Here is a 23,679-nt window from a genome sequence, read left to right as displayed (position 1 = left end):
CGCACTTTTGGTCAGCATGATGAGCACATTTTCCAGTCAGGCCACCACACTCAGTTAAAGAAAAAAGGGATTAAAAAGATCGTCGTGGCTGGTCTGATGACGCATATGTGTATTTCGTCGACTGCACGTGATGCTGTTCCGCTGGGCTATAGTGTGATTATTCCGGAAGATGCAACAGGAACGCGCGACCTGGATGATGGTAAAGGGGGAGTAGTGGATCACAATACGTTGCAACGAGCAGCATTGGCAGGCGTGGCGGATGTTTTTGCTGAAATCATGACCACGGACCCATTGATGATGGCGATGTTGTCACATCAGCGGGAACGGCAGCCAGTATTGACTGCTGCCTGCATCTGGTACGGCAGGCATGGGGAGCGGATGTAGCCAACCGCGTGGCGCGTTTGTTGGTTGTACCACCTCATCGTCAGGGTGGACAACGGCAATTTGTGGAGTTGCCGGTTCAGAATACGCGTCGAGGAGATTATTTTACCGACGCATTGGCCTGGGCAACGGAGAATTTACAGTTAGCAATCACGCTGAACTGCGTGGCGGAGAAAGCCCTCATGAGTCGCCGCAGCTTTACCCAGCGATTTCAGCAATCGACGGGGGAGAATTTCTCGCAGTGGCTGTTGGGCCAGCGGATTCTTGTTGCCCAACGATTTCTCGAAAAAACCGACCGACCTGTGGAAGATATTGCTGAGCGGGTAGGTTTTCCGTCCACAACCTCTTTGCGGCGCCACTTTCAAAAGCAGCTTAATACTTCTCCTTCACGCTATCGTCGTGAGTTTCGTGGACGATAGTCATATTACCTGCAATTTCTGCATCGACAGGCAGACACATGTACCGGCAGGAAAATGACTGCGTTATCAAAATTGCGGGCCACTGGATGAATGTTGGCTTGAAATGTACAAACTGGATCTGTGGGACAGCGGGCAACGGTACGGAGTGAAAAGAGTCTGGCGACAGATGAAGTAGAAGTGTCTAGATTAATTGTGAAGCTTCAAAGGTGATCAACGAGTAAACATGATGCACAACAAGAGAAAAAGCAGGGATGATGTAAGTACATGATTGCGGGAAGACTGTGGAAGTATTTGAACTAGATGTCCATCAAACGAGATTTAACATAATATACATTATGCGCACTATGGTTATGGAAGCTAAATACTCATGCCGGTTTGTGGTCGTTTGCTCGAACGGCTAACAACTCGCTATTTCCCCCTGACGCCCAGATCAGCCGCCTCAAAATTGTTCATGATGCCATTGTCCGCAATTCATGTCCTGGACAGTCTGTGCAACCGCTCGGTCGCTGGCGTGGGAAAACTGGAGGAAATGCACTGTCTGCCCCCTGGCAAGGAAACCATCAGGTGTCTGATAGTCAATCCTGGTTGTGTCTCCTCCGCAGAAAATGTCAGCCAAAAAACCATCAATCCCATTACCGACGACCCTGTTGAAGCATCTTGATAGCTGCAGTCATCAATGATTTACACCCAAGTCCCCAGATCCATTCTCCGCCTTAATATCATACCTCCGCGTGGAAACCCGCCAGGCCAAGTCGCGCGTGGAACACACCCATCTGAGACCTGAGGACTCGCTGGTTAAAGATATCATACTGAATGGCATCTCTAAGATAGACACAGCGAATACGTTTGCGAAAAAAATACATGGAGTTTATATTTCTCAATGGAGAAATAAATTATATTTATAAATATGTATTCCTCTGTTAACTCTTTCACTACAACCTGATTACTCATTTCATTATGAATTATGTTTTTCACATGGAGTGATATTTATAAATGGTCGCGTTCTATGCGAACAGGTATTATGTCTTAAGCATGTGTCGCGTTGATGCAGGGCCGCCGACCGAGAGAGTTAAAGGTAATAATGCAATGAACATGAAACAATATATAAAAAACAATTTGCGTTCTTTTAAACGCACTATTAATAACGTGTATAAAAAATGGAAGCACAAAGACAATCTCAAAGCTGATACGCTTTGGGTATCTATGGGTGAAAACTGTCTTCCTGACGATATCTTACGTAGGCACAACAGAAAATCTTTTAGTACGGTTTTTTCCTCTGGACGTTCCAATATTGAGTATGTTCTTCAAATGGAACATGATTCTTACAAGAATCTTCTTAAAAAAGAATGCCTTGTAGAATGTGCGGATGGCGTCCATTCCGTTATTCGCTCCACGTATTATAAAAAATGCAATGACAAGTACAGCCCTCGTCACATGCTCGGGTTCGAATTTACACATCATGACCCACTCAACATTAGAGAGGACAATAGAGCATTTAAGCGACGAATTGCCCGGCAAATAAAATTACGGGGTACAAAGGATTTGATTTTTTTATATCATCATAGAATAACTGACAACTCAAATCTTCCATCATTACGAGCTCACCTTAACGAACTTTTATCATTATACAATATAGACAACAGGAAGTGTAAGGTGGTGCTTTTTTACCAAAGCATTGTCGACAGAAGTGTTGAGAAATTTATAGATTTTAATTTTCATCAATCAGGTTTGCTTGAGTTCGTGTGTCATACCCATGATATTTGGGGAGGCGATGATTTAGACACATTCTGGGCAAAAAAAGATGACGGGCTTTTTGCTGAAATGTTCAGTAAAGTTGATGATGTCACTAAACAGGATTCTTTTTTATAGCGTAAAATACGGAAAGGAATGGTTTTGTGAATTTAAGCCCCCTTTCCTCCTCACAAACCAACCTCTACGTTTACACATGGTTGAAAGACGTTTGATATACTTCAGCCTTTGACCACTGCTGCCGTAAACTTATGGAAATTGAATTAGATAAAAGTGTCAAAGAAAGGATTTTCCACGCGGTCATTTTTGAAGTGACGGCCAACGTTATTATCGCGCTGTCGCTTGCCTGGCTGATGAACGTGTCGGTACTCCAGTCAGGCTCGCTGTCCGTGATATCCGCGCTAACCGCCACGGCCTGGAATTTTGTGTTTAACAAACTCTTTGACTCTCTTCAGAAAAAATACCGATTTGAAAGAACATTTCTGGTCCGCGCGCTCCATGCGGCCTGTTTTGAAGTTGGCCTTATCATCACGTTAATTCCTGTGGCAATGGTGATGCTGAATTTAACGGTGACGGAGGCTTTCTTTGTTGAGATCGGTCTTGTACTGTTTTTCCTGCCGTACACGATGCTGTTTAACTGGCTCTACGACTACCTGCGCTGGACATTTGTTGGACGGAAACGGTCTGCTCTGTAGCGAGACATCTGTCACATAGGCACGCCCTTGATCATATTCGACTCCTCTCACCTTCTATACTCTTCATTTCTCTATCTCTTTTGAGGAGTCGATAATGTTTGACCATGTTAAATTCGGCGTCAGTGATTATGAAAAAAGCAAAACCTTCTTCCTCGAGGCGCTTCGCCCGCTTGGTGTGGAACTCATTGATGAAGGCGCGCCAGATTACGGTGTTGAAATGAGCGCTGGCGACGTTTCACTTTGCCTTTTCCAGACAAATGATAAACCTGCGCCTCTGCATCTGGCGTTTGTGGCTACTACACGTCAGCAGGTTGATGATTTTTACCACGCCGCGCTGCGCGTTGGCGGACGTGATAACGGCGGGCCGGGATTACGACCGTACGGTGAAAATTATTATGCCGCTTTTGTCATCTCACCTGATGGTCATAACATCGAGGCCGTGTGCCATGCACCGGAGAGCCCGTAGCACAACCCCTTTGTCAAAATGCTCATGCGACTTTGTGCACGATATTGCACGAATTATTGTATTTCAGGCCGGCAATGGCGTAAGGTATCCTCTGTAAATGTGCAGTTTCATGCAATAACGCTGACAGAGGTATTAATGACACAACAGTTGATTTTAATTGCCGGTCCCTATCGCAGCGGAACCGATGGTGTTCAGGCGCGAATTGATGAGAATCTGGCGCGTCTCGAAAACGCAGCATTAGCCGTTTACCAGCGTGGCCATATCCCGGTCATTGGTGAATGGCTTGCGTTGCCGCTGGCAAAAGCCGCTGGCTCAAAAACGGTGGGTGATGAAATCAGCGAAGCGATGCTGTACCCCGTTGCTCACCGGCTCATCGCAAAATGCGATGCGATTTATCGTATTGCCGGTGCGTCTAAAGGTGCCGATATGGACATTGAGGTAGCCAGAAAATATGGTCTCAGCGTGTATACCGCGCTTGAGAACATTCCGGAAGCGTAAGCCAGGACGCCAGCCAGCCTGACGTTAAAGGCTGGCTGTCAGAGGCGGTCACGATCTGAGGTCAGCACGACGGAAACCCCCTTTTCCGATACCGCGCGGATCCACTCCTTATCCGTACCGTCTTCAACAACGATGGTATTCACTAAAGATACATCGCCAATCACAAACGACGACGCGGTGTTGATCTTTTCCGGAGACGCCAGAACGACCGTTTCCGCGGCTCTGCCGGAAAATGCACGTTTGATGCATGCCTCTTCGAAATCACCGGTTGTCAGCCCCGCATCGGGATGAATACCGGTCACTCCCATAAAGAACAGGTCTGCATGTATATTCTCTATGCCTTCGATGGCCGCAGCACCGACCGCAACAATCGAGTGTTTATACAAGCGTCCGCCGATTAAAATCACCTCAATGGAAGGATGATCAACGAGCCCCAGAGCAATACTTGGGCTGTGCGTCACCACGGTGATGCGTAAGTCAGGAGGGAAAAATGTAATCAGCTCCGAGGTAGTCGTGCCACCGTCGACAATCACCACCTGGCCTGATGAAATCAGCTGTGCTCCTTTCCGGGCCACCCGTTTTTTCGCATCCATCTTCACGGATTGCCGTTCTGCAAACGGAGCTATAGCGGAAGATGACGGCAGCGCGCCGCCATGAACACGCTGCAAACGCCCTTCTGCCGCCAGCTCGCGCAGATCGCGCCGGATGGTATCTTCAGAGACGTCAAAGAGAATGCTGAGCGCTTTTGACTGGACCTGGCCTTCGGCACCCAGCTTTTCAAGGATCAATTGTTTTCGCTGACTGGTGAGCATCATGAATTCCTGATGTTGCATGTTTTATCTTGAACATGCATGATATTGCTGTTTATGATCATTACTCTACGTAAGGAGGAACAATCGTGCAATCAAAACGTGCAGATGTGCGCATCATCGACAGTGAAACTCTCTCAGACAACTGGTACATCCTTAAAAAATATACCTTTGACCTCCAGCGACGTGATGGTGAATGGCAACGGCAGCATCGGGAAGTCTATGACCGTGGCAACGGCGCGACGATTCTTCTCTATAACCGTGAGAAAAAGACGGTGATCCTGACGCGTCAGTTCCGCTTCCCTGTCTTTATCAACGGCCACCAGGACGATTTAATTGAAGCTGCCGCGGGATTGCTGGACAACATGGATCCCGAAAGCCGCATAAAAGCAGAAGCGGAAGAAGAGACCGGATTTCACGTTTCGCGCGTGCAGAAAATCTTTGAAGCCTACATGAGCCCAGGCTCCGTCACGGAAAAACTCTATTTTTATCTTGCCGAGTACCAGCCAGATGACAGAACCGGCGCAGGCGGTGGGATCAAGGCCGAGGGGGAAGATATCGACGTGCTGGAAATGACGCTTGAAGAGGCTTTACGCAGCATTGAAACGGGCAAGATAGTCGACGGTAAGACCATCATGCTGCTTTATCATGTTGCCCTGAAAGGTATTCTGTAACCTACTGGTTTACATCCTGATTTGAAGGCGCATGAAATCGGTACGCTTGTGCGCTACCCGGATGAAAAGCGGAAAACCTCCTAAATTTTGCAGCCTACTATATTTAGTGAACGATTTCGAAATTCGATAAAATCATCAACTATTCCCTGAGTCACCTGCATTTATCATTCAAAAATGCCAAACGTTCACGAGGCTGCCTGCTGAGGCAGCCTGTCTTATCGGTTGTCTGGATTAAAATGCGACTCGCTACAGATAACGAAGCATATTATACTTGGTCCTCCACTCGAACAGGAGGCAGCAACTCACGTGAAGGATACATATTACAACGACATAACGATCAACACGCAAATTCAGAGTGAGCTGGACGCGTTTTTTGAGGATTTCAAAGGGATCGTCTTTGCCTACGCTATTATGAACAAGAAAGATCCTTCGCAGATGAGGATACTCAATAATAGTCCCGAGTGGTTTAATATCTATCTTGAAAGAAAATATCAGTTCATTGACCCTGTCATTATTCGGGCTTTGCGCTGTGTTGACGATTTTTTCTGGGAAAGTGATGTCGTCCTGTCGGATGGTTACAACCTGACACGCATTTTCGACGAAAGTGTCCAGTATGATATTTACCAGGGACAGACGTTTCCTTTGCATGACTATCTGAATAATCTTGTGGTCTTATCCGTCATCAGTCCTAAGCATTCTGGCATTGACATAGAGAAATATCGACCGCAATTTCTACGCTTCCTTGTTCAGTTACATCAGAAGACACTCAATCTTTATAGTCAGCATCAGCAGAAAAAGAATGTTTTCTTATCGCCACGCGAGCGCCAAATCCTTAAATGGGTCAGCGCCGGGAAAACGTACGCAGAAATTGCGGTTATTTTGTCTATTGCTGAGCGCACCGTTAAATTTCACATGGGCAATATAATGAAAAAACTCGGTGTAAATAATGCCAGACACGCAATAAAACTTGGAACGGAACTCCGGTTACTGGAGGACTGAGCCTCAGCCACTGGTTATAAATGGCGTAAATGCTCGAGCATTTCGCGAAGCCAGTGACTGGATTTATCTTTGCTAATAATGTCTTCAATAATGCTGGGGCTGGCAGGCATATAAATATAATAAATAACCTCCCCTTTTTCAGAGACACCGCGCTGAATTACTTCAACTTTCCAGTTTGCATGGCGAAATATGGCATACATACCACGACTGGCTACTGCGTACATCCCGTGATATTTTTTCTTTATGCAATAAATATTCATTGCAAGAAACAATGCTTTACTGGCGGGCACGCCCTGCAGACTTGCAGAGTCTCGTGTTTCTTTATCTAAAAATAAGCGACTCACTTCACAGCAGGGAACATCTGCTGGAAAAACAATGGGGTTATCGAAATAGTTGTGAAAGATTTCGCTTATCATTGTCGGCTGCGTTGCGTTAATAAATCGCGCGCCGCATAACAGCTGTCCATCATACATCCCCAGCAAGTATGTCGTGTTATGGGAATCAAACTGATCCTTTTCCATACCTTCGATGCATTCCACTTTCCAGTCGAGTCGGTCCCGAAAAGTTTTTCTTCTGAGTCGGTAGAGTTCGTGTGCTAATGCTGGTGGTAAATCATCGTAGTCGTGTAAAAAAAATTCAATGACAGAATTCATGCTCTTGTTCCTGATAATAACACCTGAAACTATTATCACCTGTCTTTAAGGACAGCTTTCATTGTGCCGCATATTCCCTATACTTAAAAAGTACCTGACCACGAAGTTCTCGCAAAACTAAGCGGTCAGGAGGTCAAAGACCTACGAAACACCAGGGATATACCCATCGATGATTATCTAATATTTAAAGTTTCGGGTACAGAGCATAAGAAGCACTTTGCCGATAAAATATTAAAAAACAATAATCACAAAATAATTACAATAAAAACATTGCCCCTTAATCTTTTAAGGGGTAATATTTCCGTTTGCTTATTTTTTCTACCTTCCCTTCGTTTTACTGGCTCTGCTGATTTCATCTGCCCAAAACCCTCGTCGGTACCGCTTAACAGACATCTGCCTGTGCTATTCTTGCTGAATCATGTAAGACGGAGAATTGATGATGGCCGACTGGAACCCTTCTCTTTACCTGCAATTTGGCGCAGAAAGAACGCGTCCAGCCGCCGAATTGCTCGCCAGAATTCCTCTGGATGAGGCTGCGACTATCGCCGATCTGGGCTGCGGTCCGGGCAACAGCACGGCGCTGTTGAAGCATCGCTGGCCTTCTGCGCACATCACCGGGGTCGATAACTCCCCTGCTATGCTCGAGGAAGCACGCGCCGCCTTACCTGACTGCCACTTTGTTGAGGCCGATATCCGGCAGTACAAGCCTGGTCAGCCGCTGAGCCTGATTTATGCCAACGCGTCGCTGCAATGGGTTCCGGACCATTACGATCTCCTGCCGCATCTTGTCTCCCTGCTTAAGTTAAATGGCGTGCTGGCGATCCAGATGCCCGACAACTGGCTGGAACCCACTCATGTGGCGATGCGTGAAGTGGCGCTGGAGCAAGACTACCCAGACCGGGGCCGCGAACCTCTGCCGGGCGTACATGCTTATTACGATATTCTGTCGGAGGCTGGCTGTGAGGTGGATATCTGGCGGACAACCTATTATCACAAAATGAGCTCTCATCAGGCCATTATTGACTGGGTAAGCGCCACCGGCCTGCGGCCCTGGCTCCAGGAACTGAATGAGAGCGAACAGAAACGTTTCCTGAAACGCTACCATGAACTGCTGGAAGAGCAGTATCCGCTTCAGGAAAACGGGCAGATACTGCTGGCTTTTCCTCGGTTGTTTATCGTGGCTCAACGCCAGCCCTGATCCGATTACAGGCGGGCTTCTTTGAGCAACTGCTGGATAACCTTTTCCTGCTGCGCATAATCCCCCTCGCCAAAGGCGGTATAGCGCAGCTGCCCTTTGGCATCAAAGTAGTAATGCGCTGGCCAGTACTGGTTGCCGAACGCATTCCAGATTTGATAGTTGTTATCCGTCACGACCCGATACGGCAGTTGCCACTTTTTCACCGCATTTTTAACCGACGAAAGCGGTTTTTCCCAGGGGTATTCCGGGGTGTGAACCCCAATCACCACCAGACCCTGCGATTGATACTTTGTAGCCCACTCCCGCACATATGGGAGCGTATGCTGACAATTAATGCAGTCCCAGGTCCAGAAATCAATCAGAACAACCTTCCCTCGCAATGATTCAGACGTGACAGGGTCACCGTTAATCCATCCTGTTCCACCACTTAGCGGAGGCAGTTGGCTGCTGGGCTCAGCGATTGCCACCGGCTGGAGCTTCACCGTCGCGGTTGTGGGTTTTGCCAGGTTTAAGAGCGCGGTCTCAAGACGGTCTGCGACGCCGTTAGCGCCTTTCAGCAACGAGGTCATCCCCGTCGCATTCAGGACGACTGCCGCTAACATCGCCACTCCCGCCCCCTGACGCAGCTTCGCCATGAGTGCCGATTTTGCTCTCAGCGGGGTCATTAGCGTGCGGCCTCCAGTGACGAGTAATCCAAGCATCAGCGCGCATCCGCTGCCATAGGCGGCCAGCAGTGCGCCGGTAGTAATGGCGGAATGCCCCGCAATGTTAATGCTGAAGATCACTCCCAGGATGGGGCCCGCGCAAGGAGACCAGAGCAGTCCTACCGCAAGCCCGGCCAGAAATGCCGATGCCATTCCGCGCGTTTGCCCGCTTCGGGTGTTGAGGACATTTCCCGCGCTGACGGCCGGACCGGCAATACGCTGGGCGAAAGACGGGAAAATTAAGGCCAGCGCGGCGGAGGCCAGAATGACGAGCGCGATCCAGCGCCCGACAATGGTCGCCTCTGTTATCCACTCGCTGGCGACGGTGACGACCATCGCCACCAGGGTGAACATCACGACCATCCCTGCGAGCAGGGCCAGAATATGTCGTCGTTGCCCCTGAAAACCGGCAAACAGGAGTGGAATAACCGGGAGCGTACATGGGCTGAGCAGGCTTATCATCCCACCCAGAAAAGCGATTAACAGAAACATAATGACCTCACATTACACGTCCTGCGACACTGCAGTGAGGCTATTTCATCGTCCTGATGTGTTCAGGATATGTTTAAACGCGCGGTTTTTGTCTGGCTCTGTATCACCCAGGCCAGGAGATACAAAGCCGTACAATTTTACGAACGACGCGGTAGCGTAATGGCGACATCCAGTCCGCCTCCGGCGCGGTTCGCCAGCCTGAGTTTTCCTTCCAGCTGTGCGGTCAACTGCGCGGCAATCGCCAGGCCGAGTCCTGTCCCGCCGGTATCGCGATTACGCGAGGTTTCAACCCGATAAAACGGCTGCAGAACCGCCTCCAGTTCGGCTTCGGGTATTCCCGGCCCGTCGTCCACAATGTGAATCACCACCTCTTCGGCAGACGAAATATCAATGGCAATAACGGCACCGCCGCCGAATTTCAGCGCATTATCCAGCAGGTTAGTCATCACTCTACGAAGCGCCTGTGGACGCGTGACGATCGGCAAACGAACATTGTTTGCCTGAAACTGCACGTTTTTACCAATGTCCTGATAGTCGCTGGCGATGCTGTTGACCCAGGCGTTCAGCTCCAGCTTCAGCGACGTCTCTTCCAGTGATTCTGATGACCGGGCATACGCGATACCCTCCCGCACCAGACGAGACATGCTATCAAGATCATTGAGGAGCTTGTCGCGTAGTTCCGGCTCCCCGGCCATTTCGACGCGCAGCTTCATGCGCGTAATGGGCGTCTGGAGATCGTGGGAAATCGAGGCCAGGATTTGCGCGCGTTCCCGGAGATAAGACTGAATGCGCGCCTGCATGGCGTTGAAGGCATGCGCAGCCCGCTGCACCTCAAGCGGCCCTTTTTCCGTCATTGGCGTGCTGGCCGCCGGATCCAGCGCATCCACCGCGCGGGTAAAGTGTGAAAAAGGCCGTACCACCTGCCGCACGGCGACCCAGGCGCAGACGGCCAGAACCAGCAGCTGCAGGACGAGAACGATCGGGAGCCAGCTGGCGACGGGCGGCATGCGCGGGATCAGGTCAATGGTCAGCGGCGCGCCATCGCGTAACGTAAGATGGGCCTGAATATGCGAAATGGCGCCGGGAACCGCGGTAAAGCTAAGCGGGTAATGCGCGGCAAGCGTCGCTTTTAAGGTTCGGATAGCATCTTGCGAACGCTTATCCGTCGGCGCTGCGCCGGGTTCTCCTGTGCCCAGAATATAACGATAGTTACCTCGTTCAAGCCGAGGCAGCCAGGCGGCGCGTTCGCTGGCCGGTAAGCGGTCTAAAATGGCGACGCTGGTTGCGACATCGTTTTCCAGATTACCGAGCATCACCGTGCGCGCGCTGTGCATGCGTTCAGTCATGACCAGCGTCAGGCTCAGGGCGTTAGCCAGAAGCAAACCGGACAGTACGACGATCAGCAAACGGGCCAGCAGAGAGCGTGGCCAGAACGTCATTCGTTAACCTCTTTGATGGTCACCGGCATCGTAAAGACGTAACCTTCGCTGCGCACGGTTTTGATATAGGCGGGCGTGCGGGCATCTTCATTGAGACGCTGGCGCACCCGGCTTACCAGCAGATCGACAGAACGTTCAAACAGTTCGGCGTCACGTCCCTGCGTCAAATTGAGCAATTGGTCACGGGTCAGCACGCGTTGCGGATGGTCCAGGAAAACGCGCAGCAGACGATACTCCGCCCCACTGAGTGCCACAATCACCCCTTCCGGGTCGATTAAGTGACGAGCAACGGTATCGAGCTGCCATTCACCGAACATCACCAGCCGTCCTGCTTCTGTCACCTGTAGATTGGGCGGCATCGTGCGAAAACGCCGTAAAATCGCTTTGATGCGTGCCAGAAGCTCACGGGCGACAAACGGCTTCACCACGTAGTCATCCGCCCCCATCTCCAGACCCAGGATCCTGTCCGTCTCCTCATTGCGCGCCGTCAGCATCAGGATGGGCAGATCTTTATGTTTGCCGCTGCGTAACTGCCGGCATAGCGTGAGACCGTCATCGCCAGGCATCATGACGTCCAGCACCACCAGGTCGATATGCTGTTTATCCAGTACGCTACGCATCTCTTTGCCGTTGGCCGCGCCCGTCGCGCGATAGCCAGACTTACCGAGATAATCGACAATCAGTTCACGAATATCCCTGTCGTCATCGACGACAAGGATGTGGTCAATATGTTCCACCGAACTCTCCAGACCGAAGGGTAACGTACTGAAAATAGCACATTTCACAGCTTATCCGCGTCGATAACTGCCTTGACGAAATCCTGTGGATCTTCCTGAGGCGGGTTATGCCCCACGGTTGCGCCGAAGGTGCGGTGCTCATATTTGCCGGTAAATTTAGCTGCATAGGCCTGCGGTGCCGGATGCGGCGCGCCGTTGTTGCCGCCTTCGATGGTGATCGTTGGGACGGTGATATTCGGCAGCGTGGCCAGTTTTTGCTCGTAGCGGTCGTATTTACGCTCGCCTTTTTCCAGCCCTAAACGCCAGCGATAATTACTGAGCGTCACCGCGACGTGGTCCGGATTATCGAGGGATTTGGCACTGGCGTTAAAGACCGCATCGCTAAATTTCCAGTCAGGCGAGGCCTGCGACCAGATTAAGCGCGCAAAGTCATGCGTGTTTTTTGCATAGCCTTCAGCACCGCGTGCGGTGGCGAAATAGAACTGATACCACCACTGCTGCTCTGCTTTTGGCGGCAGCGGCTGTTTGCCAATCTGCTGGCTGCTGATGAGATACCCGCTCACCGACACCAGTGATTTTACGCGCTCAGGCCACAGCGCCGCGACGATATCCGCCGTCCGGGCGCCCCAGTCATATCCTGCAAATACCGCCTGCCTGATATTCAGTGCATCCATCAGATTAACGATATCTTTCGCCATCGCCGAGGGCTGGCCGTTGCGCGGTGTGTTTGCTGACAGGAAACGCGTGGTACCGTAGCCGCGCAGAGACGGCACAATGACCCGGTACCCTTTTGCCGCCAGTGCGGGTGCAACCTCGGCATAGCTGTGAATATCGTAGGGCCAGCCATGCAGTAAAATAACCGGCTGACCGTCTTTCGGGCCAATGTCGACATAACCGACATTCAGATCGCCGGCGTTAATTTGCTGAGGATGATCAAAGGCTGCGGCGACGTTTGTGCCAGTGACTTCGGCCTGACAGGACATCACGGTGCCAAGCGAAACGGTCAGTGCGAGGGTTGAGTAAGCAAGTTTGCTGAACATGTTGGTATCTCCGGTTGAGTACAATTCACGGGGATATCACAACACCTCAATGTATAGCGGATATGTGCGAAAGCGGGTTTATTGCAAGCCTGTGTATGTATCCGGGACGCTGATACAGTGTGATACAAACACAGGCGCTGAAGTTTTAGAGGGAGAGACGATAGCGGACGTAATCGTCAGCTTCACCATATTTGTCATAGAGTTTACGCGCCGGGTTGTTTTCCCGGGTGACCCAGTACAGTTTCGACCACCCTTCGCGCTTGCCTTCGTCAATCAGAGCGTCAATGAGCGCCTTACCGGCTCCCGCCCCGCGTTCGGCAGCATCAACAAACAGATCTTCCAGGTAGCAGCTGGGCGCGGTTGACCAGGTGCCTTCATGCAGAACACACATTGCGAAACCGATGACCTTTTCGTCCTTCTCCACGACCCGGCAGAACATCGATGAATGCGCTGAGAGCGCCCTTTCCCACGTCGCTGCGGTGACGGATTCCTCGAGGAAGCAATCATAAAAATGGGTGTAACCATCCCACAGCGGTCGCCATTGGGAATAATCCTCTGCGCGTAAAGGTCTTACCGTAACTGCCATGTTTTCCTCACATTACAGGTCAATTGCCATTTCAAAACAGCGTAAATCAGCCCCCGCCATACGCGAATGATGATTATGTTCTCTCAGCGTAACAAACCCAAGCTTCTGATAAAACGACTGGGCGTTAGGCGTCGCATCGAGCGTCAGGCGGGTTATCCCCCGGCTGCGGGCCTCGTGTTTGAGTGCCTCAATAATCCGGGTCGCCATGCCTTTACCGAAGGCTGCGGGCAAGGTGAAAATCGCCTCCAGGCAATGGGTATCCAGATCGAGATAGCCGCTTGCCGCAACATCGCCCTTTTCATCTTCAACCACGTAAAAAGGGTATTCAATGACCATCTGCCGATAGCGTTCGGGCATCAGATCAGGCGTCCAACGCGCAATGACCTCTGCGTCGTAACTGGTTTTACAGCCGTGACGAATCGCCTGGTTACGAATATTCCAGAGTGTTTCGGCTTCCTGTGGCCTGGCTTTTCGTAATGTCATAAGCTCCCCCTTTAACGGCTTTTTAGCCGCATTTCCCGTGCCGATCTGGCGAGACGCTGAGTACGACAATAGAGCGTAAATAGCACAAAGCCGCTGCTGTTCATCACCACCCGACAAAGTAACAGCGCGAAAGATGCAATGACGAGTGGCCAGAGGCTTCCATCATGAGAAAGCAGGATATGTAGAACCTGAACGAGGGTCGTTATCAGCAGGATGATGAACAACGCCATAAAGCCCGACAATCCCGAGGTCTTACCACGAGCCAGTAGTACGCTTGTCACAATGAGCGCGCCTGCCATCGTCAATGATGGTAAGAAAAAGCTCAATGCATGATGTAAAGGTGACAAACCTTGCAACGTGCTGAGAAAAGGCAAAAGGTTTAACGCAAACGCCACTAAAAACAGAGGTAACAGCATAGCTACCGGATAAGGATTTTGACGCGGAAGCTCGCTGAGGGGGCGCGAAAAATACCGTTCCAGCTCGGGAGTGGGTCGGGTATCCCCACGGGTAACAGCTTCCTCTATCTCTCTGCCATGCTGCAAGAGATTCTGGAATACGCGTCCAACTAAAAGAGACAAAAATTCCATTAAAATTTCGCCATTAGAGATGCAACCCATCTTTGGTAGTGAATGACCACAGCACGTCTCAACAGAATGTGATAGAGATGAAAATACCAGAACGCAAACAAAAGCATAACGCCTAAATAGGGAGATCCGCGCATGACGATACCGACGCTCACGACAGAACGTTTACTGCTGAAACCGCTGGTAGCGGAAGATGCCGTCCAGATACAAACGCTGTATCCGCGCTGGGAGATTGTCCGCTATATGGTCTCTTCCGTGCCCTGGCCCTATCCGGATAACGGCGCGGAAAACTATGTCAACAAGGTGGCGCTGCCGGATATGGCGAAAGGGATTGCCTGGTTCTGGAGCATCCGGCGACGTGAGGTGCCGGATGAATTGATGGGCATTATTTGCCTGTACGACGTCGAGGATAACAACCGCGGGTTCTGGCTCGCGCCGGAGTTCCAGGGTCAGGGATTTATGCGCGAAGCCAGCATTGCCGCGACGGATTACTGGTTCAACACGCTAAACAAATCCGTTTTGCGGGCCCCGAAGGCCGCTGCTAACAGCCGATCCCGTCGTATTTCAGACAGTAGCGGCATGCGGCTTATCAGGACGGAGAAGAAAGCCTACGTCAGCGGGATGCTGGACTCCGAGCTGTGGGAGATCACCCGCGACGAGTGGAACGCCCGTCAGGTCAGCTGATAGTGCTTATCCGGCACCAGCCTTTCCGGAATATTCTCTTCGTCGTTCATCTGCAGCAGATCGCGTTCCATCATGTTGCAGATGGCGTCCAGCGGCAGGTCGTTATCTTCTGTGCCAAACGGCTCTTCCAGCTCTTCCGCCAGGGTGTCCAGCGAGATAAAGGTGTATGAAATCAGCGCCGAGACAAAGGGCGTCATGTAATGCAGATCCACAACCAGCGCAAACGGCAGCATGATGCAGAACAGATAGACCGTACGGTGCAAAATCAGCGTGTAGGCAAACGGTACCGGCGTGGTCGCAATGCGCTCGCAGCCGGACAGGACGATGGACATATCATTCAGACGGTTATTCAGGCTGTGAAACAGGATGTCTGAGAGTTGCCCGTTACGTCGCCTCACGGCCAGCCACTCCCCCATGATCAGTAAAATACGGTTCGCGGGCGCACTGGCCTTCATCACCTGACGTAAATCATCCGGAGAAAGATAGCGAGAGAGTTGCTCTGCGTTCAGCTCCCGGCGCAGGGTCATCCGCAGGCAGTTGGCAAAAGCAATCTGCAGTCGCACGAATTCGCCAAGGTGCTTATCGTCAGGCAAGGTGTTTTTTACCTCGCGAAACAGCGAGCGTGCCGCTATCATCAACTGCCCCCAGAGCAGACGAGCCTCAACGTAGCGTGAATAACAGGCGTTGTTTCGGAAACCCAAAAAGATAGCGATCGCCACGCCGAGAATGCTGAATGGCGCCACGGTAAATTTGATGCCCAGCGAGGTATACCACGGCAACATCAGAATAACGGCAATAGAAAGCAGGAAATTGAGCAGCAATCGGGTATAGATCTTAGGCAGTACCGAACCGTGCCAGACAAAAATCAGTTGTAGCCAGTGCTGTTTAGGACGAACGATCATAGTGAGTTTCAGGAAAGAAAAGAGCGAGGCTATTAAACGAGATCCCCGTCACCGTTGCAAGCTTGTTAACGGGACATTGCATTTTCTCCCCTGATTAGCGACATCCGCACAGTGCTGCATGTGCTTTTTAAAAACAATGCATGGTAGTATGTTGTAACTAAAAAATGTTAATTAATATATTGACAATGTATGATGCTGTAATTATTTGATTTATAGGGACTTTAACGCCCCTTCTAAACCATGACGATATTATTTTCGTCTTTTCTTTTGAGTACTCTTTATCGCCATGTATGAAGTTTCATATAAAGTTAACAGTTTTCCCATTTGACTATCGATAGCATCATGTTTTTCAGGATTTCTTAATTTTTGTAACAGTTTTGAGATATACTTCGCCGGCAACTTTATTATTAACACATTGTGAGATTGGTACATTTCTTTCGTCCAATCCAAATCTTTTCCTGACTTCAATACTTCACTTTCTTCTCTATTTACTATGAAACCTAACTTACCATATGGTCCTGTAAGATATGATTGCATCTGTCTATACTCAGATGGTCCTAATTCTTCAAAGTTTTTAGCATCAAACACCACTTGCCTCACCTTATAATCTTCAAGTACTCGTTTCCAAAAATCAGACTTACCACCATTGGTACCTATGATATCTCTTCTTTGTACGGCATTACCATTTGGATGAGGCTTTATATCAGTAAGATGAGATGCGAAAACAATTCTTAGTGCATCTAAACACCATTGCTCGAATTCATTTGCACCGTCGTTACCACTCGGGATTTGATCTAAGTGCGAAGTTATTTGTCCGATATTTTTATTTCTAATAGCGGGAGTGTCAGATACAATGTTTATATCGTATTCATCATTGATTTCTTCAGCTTCCTCAGGAGCCAATGCATTACGATTAAGATTAAGACCAAGCCAATAGCACGGATGTATTAATAGTTTTTCATCATTTTCAAAACCTTTATCCGGAGTTCTGCCATCATGACAAAAAGAGTAGGCTGAAGTATTTTTATCACGAATTCCTATAAAACCTACGCTATACAAGCTTTGGAGTATTCCGCTAGCCTTTAATAGCTTAATTTCGGATGTTATTTTAGGATCGCCATTCTCTTCAATAATTTGGAAGCAAGCCTCAATTTTTCTCAAGCAAGTGTAGACTGTAAGTTCTGGTTCAATGTTACGGAATGAACTTGTTATGATTTGTATCGAAGGGAATATTTTTTGATATTCTTTCCACAGATCTTCAAGTCTAGCCATAGAAATAGATCTGGCCGCATATTCAAGATCAGCATTGATGATTGTATCTCTATTTTCTCTAAAGGCTGCAAAGAAAGCCTCATTCAACAGTGATAGCAAATCCCTCGGACGATAAAGCGTGAACTGCAAGCATCGCTTAAATCCGCCTCTACCTTTAAGATCATCAGCTGTACATCTATCCCAAACTCGTTGATCTTTTTCAATATCAAGATTAAAAGCAACTTTCATTCTCTTAGCTGATAACATGAGTAATTGCGCCCAATCCCAATGCAATCTTATTACCTGTCCTTCTATATTCCGAGAATAATCAGGATCCTCTTTTGATAACGCCCTGAATATATTGTCTCTTAGAAAAATAATTGGTCTGATGTATTTTGATTTTTGATTAAGTTCTATAGATGCATATGCAAGACCTGCTATTATTCCTATCCCGATGTTATCAGGCTCATAGGCCTCATCGAGCTTATCCATTAATATCACAACCTTTCTGTCAGATCTCTCCAAGAGAGATGTTATTTTATTTTCAACCTCGGAAATGTTTAGATTAAACTGAAGGTCTCCAATGGATTCTTCAGGATTAGTTTCATCGAGATACTCTTTTGCAACGAGCCTACACTTCCTTAAAATATCACCATGAACTGAGTTCCATTTTTTTAAATGCTCGTTCAATAAAACTTCAGTTGTAATTTGAGATGCTAATTTATAATGCGAAGAAATATACGACGCGATTTCCATTAGCATTGCATATTTCCAAAGCAATCTTGTAGCCGCTCTTGACAAATTGAATGAACCAGTAAAGGGTTTCAACATTGATCGAAAACCAATAATTTGAGTGTCATCTGGCGAAAAGCTAAGTATTAATATTTTTTTGTCTTTTTTCCAGTGCTCATTTAATTGGATGAATAAAGCGCTTTTTCCTGTTCCACGTCTACCGACGACAACAGTACGATCATCTGTTTCAATCAGCGTTCTGAAATCAGCAGTTTCAATGAATGCACTACTGAGCATTACCTTATCATTTTCTGCTGTTGTATCACCGAAAGGGTTAGATTTTGAAGTGATATTTAAATCCATATTCAACCTTCATGTAAGTAAATTATATTTATTGTCTTGACCAAAACTTATATAAATATAACCAATCATAATTATGGTTTTGCTTCATTATCATATCATAAATTAAACATGACATCGAACTAGCTAGTAACGTCCACAGCATACAAAGATTCCTGTATAACGCGTTCTAAAATTCGCCTGTGTATGTCAATATTGACATTAGCCTCTTCCGCCGTAATACGCAACATCTTCTATGCAGGCTAGTCAACAAACATAATGAGTACTGAAGTTTTAACAAACATCAAATTGATGTAACTGAGTTTTTCATGATCCAGCAACGCATTAGTCAATCTTGAATGCATTTAGGTAATTTTTAGAATCAACTTTGCCCGGCTTAAACCGGGCATGAACATCAGCAAAGCGGTTTAACCGCAGCGCGCATGCCCTTCAGCAGAATGGCATCAAGGTCCAGCGTGACCTGGTCGACAAGACCGCTTACCTGCGTCAAGTCCTGCTCCCAGTGTTCGCGTGCGCTGAGCACCGACTGCACCAGCTCACGGGTGCTCAACTGCCGATCGCGGTGCTGCGCCCAGAGCTGCTGATAGCATTCCAGCCAGCACGCATCATCCTGCACCGGATAGCTCTCCCCGTTACGCTCCGCGCGGTAGAACGCGATCAACGCGGCTAAGGCAAACGTCAGACGTGCCGGTAATTGCTCCGTTGCCTTATGCCCTGCCAGCAGCTGCGGCAGGATGCGGGTACGGTATTTGGTCATACCGTTAAGCGCAATGGAAAGCAGCTGGTGTCTGATGTAAGGGTTACGAAAACGCCCAGTCACCGCACTGGCGAAAGATTCCAGCTCGTTACGCGGCAAATCGAGGACCGGAATGATCTCCTGATAAATTGCTTTTTCGACGAACGCGCAGATCTCCGCATCATTCATCGCCTCGCCTACCGTATCCAGCCCGGCCTGGAAGGCGACCGGCACCAGCGCCGTATGCGCCCCGTTCAGAATGGCAACCTTGCGTTCTTTGTAGGGCCTGATGTCGTCGACAATCCGTACATTTAGCGGGTACTTATCCAGACGAAGTTCGCGGGCAAGGGATGCAGGTCCCTGAATAACAAACAGATAGAAGTGTTCGGCCGTGTCCAGGAACCCATCGTGATAACCCAGCTCAGCTTCAAGCGCAGCCGCTTCGTCACGTGGATACCCCGTCACGATACGGTCAACCAGCGTCGAGCAGAAGCTGTTGGCGTCATTGAGCCACTGAATAAAGGCGGCGGGCAGCGCCCACTCCTGCGCATAGCGCAAGACGAGTTCACGCAGTGCGTCACCGTTGTAGTCAATCAACTCGCAGGGAATGATGATCCAGCCCTTGTCAGCCGCACCGTTGAAGTGGCTAAAGCGCTCAAACAGCAGACGTGTCAGCTTCGCCGGATAGCTCACCGCAGGGGCATCGTCGAACCGGTCACCCTCGTGGTAGCTGATACCCGCTTCGGTGGTATTCGAGAAAACAAAGCGCATATCCGGATTGTGTGCCAGCTTCAGGAACGCATCATACTGGCCGTAGACGTCGATTTCCCGGTTAACGGAGCGGATAAGCCGGCTTGTGCTCACCGCCTCTCCCTTCTCATTCAGACCGCGAATGAGCGTGGTATAGAGACCGTCCTGCGTATTCAGTGACGGCGGGAAGTCGCTCTGAATCGGACGGACGATAACCACGCCGGCGTTAAGATCGGTATGTTCGTTTAACAGGTCAATTTGCCAGTCGACAAACGCGCGCAGGAAATTGCCTTCACCAAACTGAATGATGCGTTCGGGATACAAAGCACCGGGAAAATCGCGACGGTTGAGCGTGTTCACAAGAGGTTCCTTTTATGATTAGTCATACAGCCTGATAAGATTGGTACGATAACTTATCAAAACTTAACGACCAGAAACCCTGTTTTGATCAATACGTCGCGTAGTTGTGCAGAAAAATTATAAGAACTTATAAAACACGGACGTGGATGTCATGGCACCGTCCGGCATCAGGGCATAGCGCGGGATCTCACCAACCTTTTGCCAGCCAGCACGCTGGTAGAAGGTCTCGGCCCCGCTGCCGGTGGAGGTATCGAGCACCAGCACCGAAATCTCTCTGGCTCTGGCCTCAGCTTCCAGCGCTTCCATCAATGCCATCGCGGCCCCTTTCCGGCGCGCTTTCTCGTGGACCAGCAGCTTCGCCACATCGGCGCGATGCGGCTGGTTTTCCGGCTGATCTGTGATCAGCTGCACCGTTCCGATGACGCCGTCCTGCGCATCGACGCAGGCAAGCACCAGTCGCTCGCCACGCGCGACGCTTTCGGCAATACCGCGCCAGAAAATACGGGCCTTATCCAGGCCATAAGGAAGCATAAAGCTGACGGATGCCCCGCCGTTTACGCAGTTTTCGAGGATCCCGGCCAGCGCATCAAGATGGGTGAGGATCTCTTCCCGGGTGAGATTTTTGATTTGCAGTGAGGTATTCATTGTTTTTCCTTACGTTGAATACACTCACTTTGTATTTAACAACTTATTAACGCAAGCGGATCGGACATAGGCTTTTGTTATGTCACCGGGCGCGCTGGCGCTGCTGTTTCATGGCGTACATCTTTTCATCGGCATCTTTTAACCACTGCTGCAGGTCGTTGCCGTTATGATCGAATTCGCTAAGCCCCCATGAGAACTGAAGCGACCAGAGATGCAGCTTGCGGGCGTTATAGTGTTCCACCTGCTCAGCGAGATACTGCATGGCTATCCAGGCGCCCTGCTCGTCGGTATCCGCAAACAGCACGGCGAACTCGTCCCCGCCAAAACGCACCAGCAGATCCGCTTCACGGAAAGAAGCACGCATCAGTTGCGCCATGACTTTCAGCGCCTTATCGCCCTCTTCATGCCCGTAGCGATCGTTAATCTCCTTAAAGCGATCCAAATCCAGCCAGCCGAGCGTGAGCGGCTCAGCCCGGCGCCGGGCAACAGAAAGCGTGAACCGCACCAGCTGATTAAAGCCCCGACGGTTGAATAAACCCGTTAATTCATCCGTTGTCGCCGCGCTGATAGCGGCAAACTCATCTTCTGCCAGCGCGCCAAGATCCCCCAGCACGGCGAGATCGGCCGCTGAAAACTCCCTGGGCGCGTAGTCAATCAGGCAGAGCGAGCCCACGCTCGCGCCGTCACGCAGGCGCAGCGGGAAGCCCGCGTAAAAACGCACGCGAGGTTCACCGGCCACCAGCGGATTATCCGCAAAACGATCGTCCTGCAGCATATCCCCCACCACCAGCGGTGCTTCGGTGAGGATCGTATGGCCACAAAACGAAATGTTACGCGGTACGGAATTGGGTGCCTGCCCGTCGGCCGACTTCACAATAAGTGAATGCTCATCAATCAGATTGACCATCGCCAGCGGCACCTGGAAGAAGCGCTTTGCCAGACGTGTTAACCGGTCAAACGCCGGGGAGCTGTCTATCTCAAGCAAACCGGATTCGCGCAGCGAGTTCAGTCTGTCTGTTTCATTTTCAGGGGTTGCAGGTGCTTTCATAATGTCTCCTGACGTAAAGCGTTACTAAAAGCGTAGCTTAAACAGAGACATTGTCAGTGTTCGAACATCCTGTTAAGCCGCTTGCTATTCACGTCAATGCCTTATGACGATTAACGCAGCTATATTTCACTCCCGGAGGTCGCGGCAACCTGCTCGTCCGACATCCGGGCACTGGTACGATTTCGACCCGCTTTTTTTGAACGATAAAGATGATCGTCCGCTTCGGTCATCAACGTGTTGAAGACCTCGGTCAACTGCCATGACTCAGACTTTCCGCTTCCGAGGCCAATACTGACCGTCAGATAGAGCGTCTGGTGGCGCCACGTAAAAGGATGGCTGGCGACAGTGGTTCTGATACGCTCCGCCAGTTCATAACCGTTTTGCGCATTACCAGAGTTTACCACCACCGCGAACTCTTCCCCGCCCATTCGCGCAACCATGCCGTCTTCGCCGACAACCTGTTGAACCTGTCTGGCAAATGACGCCAGCACGCGGTCACCACACTCGTGACCATAGTTATCATTAATGCTTTTGAAGTAATCGATATCCAGCAGCATGACGGTCAGAAAACGTGAGTGCCGGTGCGTCTCTTCGTGTTTTAACGCCTCATAAAGCCCGGAACGCGAGTAAACATGCGTTAAGAAGTCATAATCCGCCCGCAGGGAAACCTGACGGATCAGGGAATTAATGGCAGCCATGCTGACGGAGACCATCACCGGACAGATCGCCATCGTGGCAATACCCAGCCGGGCAGAAAACATCATTGGGGTGGTAAACGGCGTCGCCACGGCAATATTAATCACCGAGTTGGCGACCAGAATAATTTCAATGGCGCCCGTCATAAACGTCAGCAAGCAGGTCACAGGCAATGGGTAGCGTACGGCACACCAGATAAGTGCAGGCAGAGGAAAAGAGAGGCTCCCTGCTCCGCCAATCACCACCGACGCGACCACCGAGACAATTAGCGCAATAACCGGTAACAGTTGCTCCAGACGCAACCTGAATTCGCGCACGGGCATGCCCAGCGTGAGCATACACGGCACAACAAGCACGCCGGTTGAGAACTGCTCGCTAAACCAGTCGGCGAACAACGGCCAGAACGTATGACTGTCAATCCCGACCGAACCTACCGCGCCGAGCAACGCGCATAGCAGCGCGGCGATCAGACAGTAGTTGAACAGGCGTAATGCGTTAAGCGGATCGGGGGTTTTCTTCATCAGCCGCTTATCACGCTGAACCAGCACGGCCACAACGACGATAAAGACCATGTTAGACAGGTTGATTACCACGGAGGCCATCCCCCAGCTGGTCGTGACCGCGTCGTACAACAGCATCGCGACATAGGATACCGCATAGTAATGCAGGCGATTCAGGAAAACATATCGGGCAAAGATCCCTGCCATCACGCCATTGAGTGGCCAGAACAGCGACAAGGCCTCCACGAGACGTAATTCCGCGCCCACAAAATAGAACAAGGTGGTGAGGATAAAGATCGTCGATGCATTTCGCAGCGGCGTGTCAGGCTGGAACGGTCTGAAAGCGGTAAGAGCAGAACGCATTAAATATCATTCCATATGAAAGCTTATGGCAATTATTGCGGTCGTC

General features: G+C 49.9%; 23 protein-coding genes and 2 pseudogenes. 10 read left to right on the top strand and 15 right to left on the bottom strand.

Features of this window, described 5'->3' with window-relative positions; translation table 11 throughout:
* Window positions 1-45 precede the first annotated feature (45 nt).
* From F3J31_RS00840 to F3J31_RS00815, 6 genes and pseudogenes are all read left to right on the top strand, one after another.
* Window positions 46-297, top strand: a pseudogene (locus F3J31_RS00840) (isochorismatase family protein); the annotation flags it as partial.
* Window positions 291-800 (top strand): annotated as a pseudogene (locus tag F3J31_RS00835) (helix-turn-helix domain-containing protein); the annotation flags it as partial. The pseudogenes F3J31_RS00840 and F3J31_RS00835, both read left to right, overlap by 7 nt.
* Window positions 801-1,886: 1,086 nt before the next feature.
* Window positions 1,887-2,669 (top strand): DUF1796 family putative cysteine peptidase, encoded by a 783-nt coding sequence (locus F3J31_RS00830; protein WP_167210667.1) that lies wholly within the window; start codon window positions 1,887-1,889, stop codon window positions 2,667-2,669.
* A gap of 131 nt (window positions 2,670-2,800) precedes the next feature.
* Window positions 2,801-3,244 carry a PACE efflux transporter gene (locus F3J31_RS00825; protein ID WP_063621632.1) on the top strand — a complete coding sequence of 148 codons (444 nt, stop codon included), beginning with the start codon at window positions 2,801-2,803 and terminating at the stop codon, window positions 3,242-3,244.
* Between the two features lie 94 nt (window positions 3,245-3,338).
* Window positions 3,339-3,710 carry a VOC family protein gene (locus F3J31_RS00820; protein WP_167210664.1) on the top strand — a complete coding sequence of 124 codons (372 nt, stop codon included), beginning with the start codon at window positions 3,339-3,341 and terminating at the stop codon, window positions 3,708-3,710.
* Between the two features lie 135 nt (window positions 3,711-3,845).
* Entirely contained in the window at window positions 3,846-4,208 is a 363-nt protein-coding gene (locus F3J31_RS00815) for a DUF4406 domain-containing protein (RefSeq protein WP_048223225.1), read from the top strand.
* A gap of 38 nt (window positions 4,209-4,246) precedes the next feature.
* Here the strand turns inward: F3J31_RS00815 and F3J31_RS00810 are convergent, their stop codons facing one another.
* Entirely contained in the window at window positions 4,247-5,020 is a 774-nt protein-coding gene (locus F3J31_RS00810; RefSeq protein WP_167212009.1) for a DeoR/GlpR family DNA-binding transcription regulator, read from the bottom strand.
* A gap of 86 nt (window positions 5,021-5,106) precedes the next feature.
* Here F3J31_RS00810 and F3J31_RS00805 point away from each other — a divergent pair, with 86 nt between their 5' ends.
* Both F3J31_RS00805 and F3J31_RS00800 read left to right on the top strand, forming a co-directional pair.
* Complete coding sequence (locus F3J31_RS00805; protein WP_045910554.1) at window positions 5,107-5,691, top strand: NUDIX domain-containing protein; 585 nt, start codon at window positions 5,107-5,109, stop codon at window positions 5,689-5,691.
* Window positions 5,692-5,997: 306 nt separating this feature from the next.
* Entirely contained in the window at window positions 5,998-6,690 is a 693-nt protein-coding gene (locus F3J31_RS00800; protein WP_048030459.1) for a LuxR family transcriptional regulator, read from the top strand.
* Between the two features lie 14 nt (window positions 6,691-6,704).
* Here the strand turns inward: F3J31_RS00800 and F3J31_RS00795 are convergent, their stop codons facing one another.
* Window positions 6,705-7,343 (bottom strand): acyl-homoserine-lactone synthase, encoded by a 639-nt coding sequence (locus tag F3J31_RS00795; RefSeq protein WP_111966664.1) that lies wholly within the window; start codon window positions 7,341-7,343, stop codon window positions 6,705-6,707.
* Between the two features lie 439 nt (window positions 7,344-7,782).
* On the opposite strand from F3J31_RS00795, the gene tam reads away from it, so the two are divergent.
* Window positions 7,783-8,541, top strand: a complete 759-nt coding sequence (tam, locus tag F3J31_RS00790; RefSeq protein WP_167212006.1) for a trans-aconitate 2-methyltransferase — start codon at window positions 7,783-7,785, stop codon at window positions 8,539-8,541.
* A gap of 5 nt (window positions 8,542-8,546) precedes the next feature.
* Here tam and F3J31_RS00785 read toward each other — a convergent pair whose 3' ends face one another.
* The 7 genes from F3J31_RS00785 to F3J31_RS00755 form a co-directional block, all read right to left on the bottom strand.
* Entirely contained in the window at window positions 8,547-9,737 is a 1,191-nt protein-coding gene (locus F3J31_RS00785) for a cytochrome c biogenesis protein/redoxin (protein ID WP_167210660.1), read from the bottom strand.
* A 137-nt stretch (window positions 9,738-9,874) separates the two neighbouring features.
* Entirely contained in the window at window positions 9,875-11,176 is a 1,302-nt protein-coding gene (locus F3J31_RS00780; RefSeq protein WP_167210657.1) for an ATP-binding protein, read from the bottom strand.
* The gene (locus tag F3J31_RS00775) at window positions 11,173-11,913 is read right to left on the bottom strand and encodes a response regulator (RefSeq protein WP_032647230.1); all 741 of its coding nucleotides are present in this window, start codon (window positions 11,911-11,913) and stop codon (window positions 11,173-11,175) included. The genes F3J31_RS00780 and F3J31_RS00775 overlap by 4 nt, the downstream gene beginning before the upstream one ends.
* Window positions 11,914-11,957: 44 nt before the next feature.
* On the bottom strand, window positions 11,958-12,953 hold the full coding sequence (locus F3J31_RS00770) for an alpha/beta hydrolase (protein ID WP_063621625.1): 996 nt from the start codon (window positions 12,951-12,953) through the stop codon (window positions 11,958-11,960).
* A 145-nt stretch (window positions 12,954-13,098) separates the two neighbouring features.
* Entirely contained in the window at window positions 13,099-13,539 is a 441-nt protein-coding gene (locus F3J31_RS00765; RefSeq protein ID WP_167210654.1) for a GNAT family N-acetyltransferase, read from the bottom strand.
* Window positions 13,540-13,551: 12 nt separating this feature from the next.
* On the bottom strand, window positions 13,552-14,022 hold the full coding sequence (locus F3J31_RS00760; protein WP_045910546.1) for a GNAT family N-acetyltransferase: 471 nt from the start codon (window positions 14,020-14,022) through the stop codon (window positions 13,552-13,554).
* 11 nt (window positions 14,023-14,033) lie between these two features.
* On the bottom strand, window positions 14,034-14,609 hold the full coding sequence (locus F3J31_RS00755) for a hypothetical protein (protein ID WP_167210651.1): 576 nt from the start codon (window positions 14,607-14,609) through the stop codon (window positions 14,034-14,036).
* A gap of 132 nt (window positions 14,610-14,741) precedes the next feature.
* Between F3J31_RS00755 and F3J31_RS00750 the strand changes: the two genes are divergently transcribed.
* A complete protein-coding gene (locus F3J31_RS00750; protein ID WP_167210648.1) occupies window positions 14,742-15,290 on the top strand; it encodes a GNAT family N-acetyltransferase in 549 nt (182 codons plus the stop codon).
* Here the strand turns inward: F3J31_RS00750 and F3J31_RS00745 are convergent.
* The 6 genes from F3J31_RS00745 to F3J31_RS00720 form a co-directional block, all read right to left on the bottom strand.
* Window positions 15,278-16,192, bottom strand: a complete 915-nt coding sequence (locus F3J31_RS00745) for a bestrophin family protein (protein WP_167210645.1) — start codon at window positions 16,190-16,192, stop codon at window positions 15,278-15,280. The two genes, F3J31_RS00750 and F3J31_RS00745, sit on opposite strands and share 13 nt — an antisense overlap.
* A 249-nt stretch (window positions 16,193-16,441) precedes the next feature.
* A complete protein-coding gene (locus tag F3J31_RS00740; RefSeq protein ID WP_167210642.1) occupies window positions 16,442-18,538 on the bottom strand; it encodes an ATP-binding protein in 2,097 nt (698 codons plus the stop codon).
* A 391-nt stretch (window positions 18,539-18,929) separates the two neighbouring features.
* Window positions 18,930-20,381 carry a tagaturonate reductase gene (locus F3J31_RS00735; protein ID WP_167210639.1) on the bottom strand — a complete coding sequence of 484 codons (1,452 nt, stop codon included), beginning with the start codon at window positions 20,379-20,381 and terminating at the stop codon, window positions 18,930-18,932.
* A 117-nt stretch (window positions 20,382-20,498) separates the two neighbouring features.
* Entirely contained in the window at window positions 20,499-21,026 is a 528-nt protein-coding gene (locus F3J31_RS00730) for a GNAT family N-acetyltransferase (protein WP_048030473.1), read from the bottom strand.
* A gap of 82 nt (window positions 21,027-21,108) precedes the next feature.
* Window positions 21,109-22,074: a sensor domain-containing diguanylate cyclase gene (locus tag F3J31_RS00725; protein ID WP_167210636.1), complete on the bottom strand. Its 966-nt coding sequence runs from the start codon at window positions 22,072-22,074 to the stop codon at window positions 21,109-21,111.
* Between the two features lie 119 nt (window positions 22,075-22,193).
* Entirely contained in the window at window positions 22,194-23,633 is a 1,440-nt protein-coding gene (locus tag F3J31_RS00720; protein WP_167210633.1) for a GGDEF domain-containing protein, read from the bottom strand.
* Between the last annotated feature and the right edge of the window lie 46 nt (window positions 23,634-23,679).

This window comes from Enterobacter sp. Acro-832 (genome assembly GCF_011752745.1).
GTDB lineage: Bacteria > Pseudomonadota > Gammaproteobacteria > Enterobacterales > Enterobacteriaceae > Enterobacter > Enterobacter quasiroggenkampii.
The sequence above is the reverse complement of the archived record's forward strand: the minus strand, read 5'-3'. Positions and strand labels throughout refer to the sequence as shown.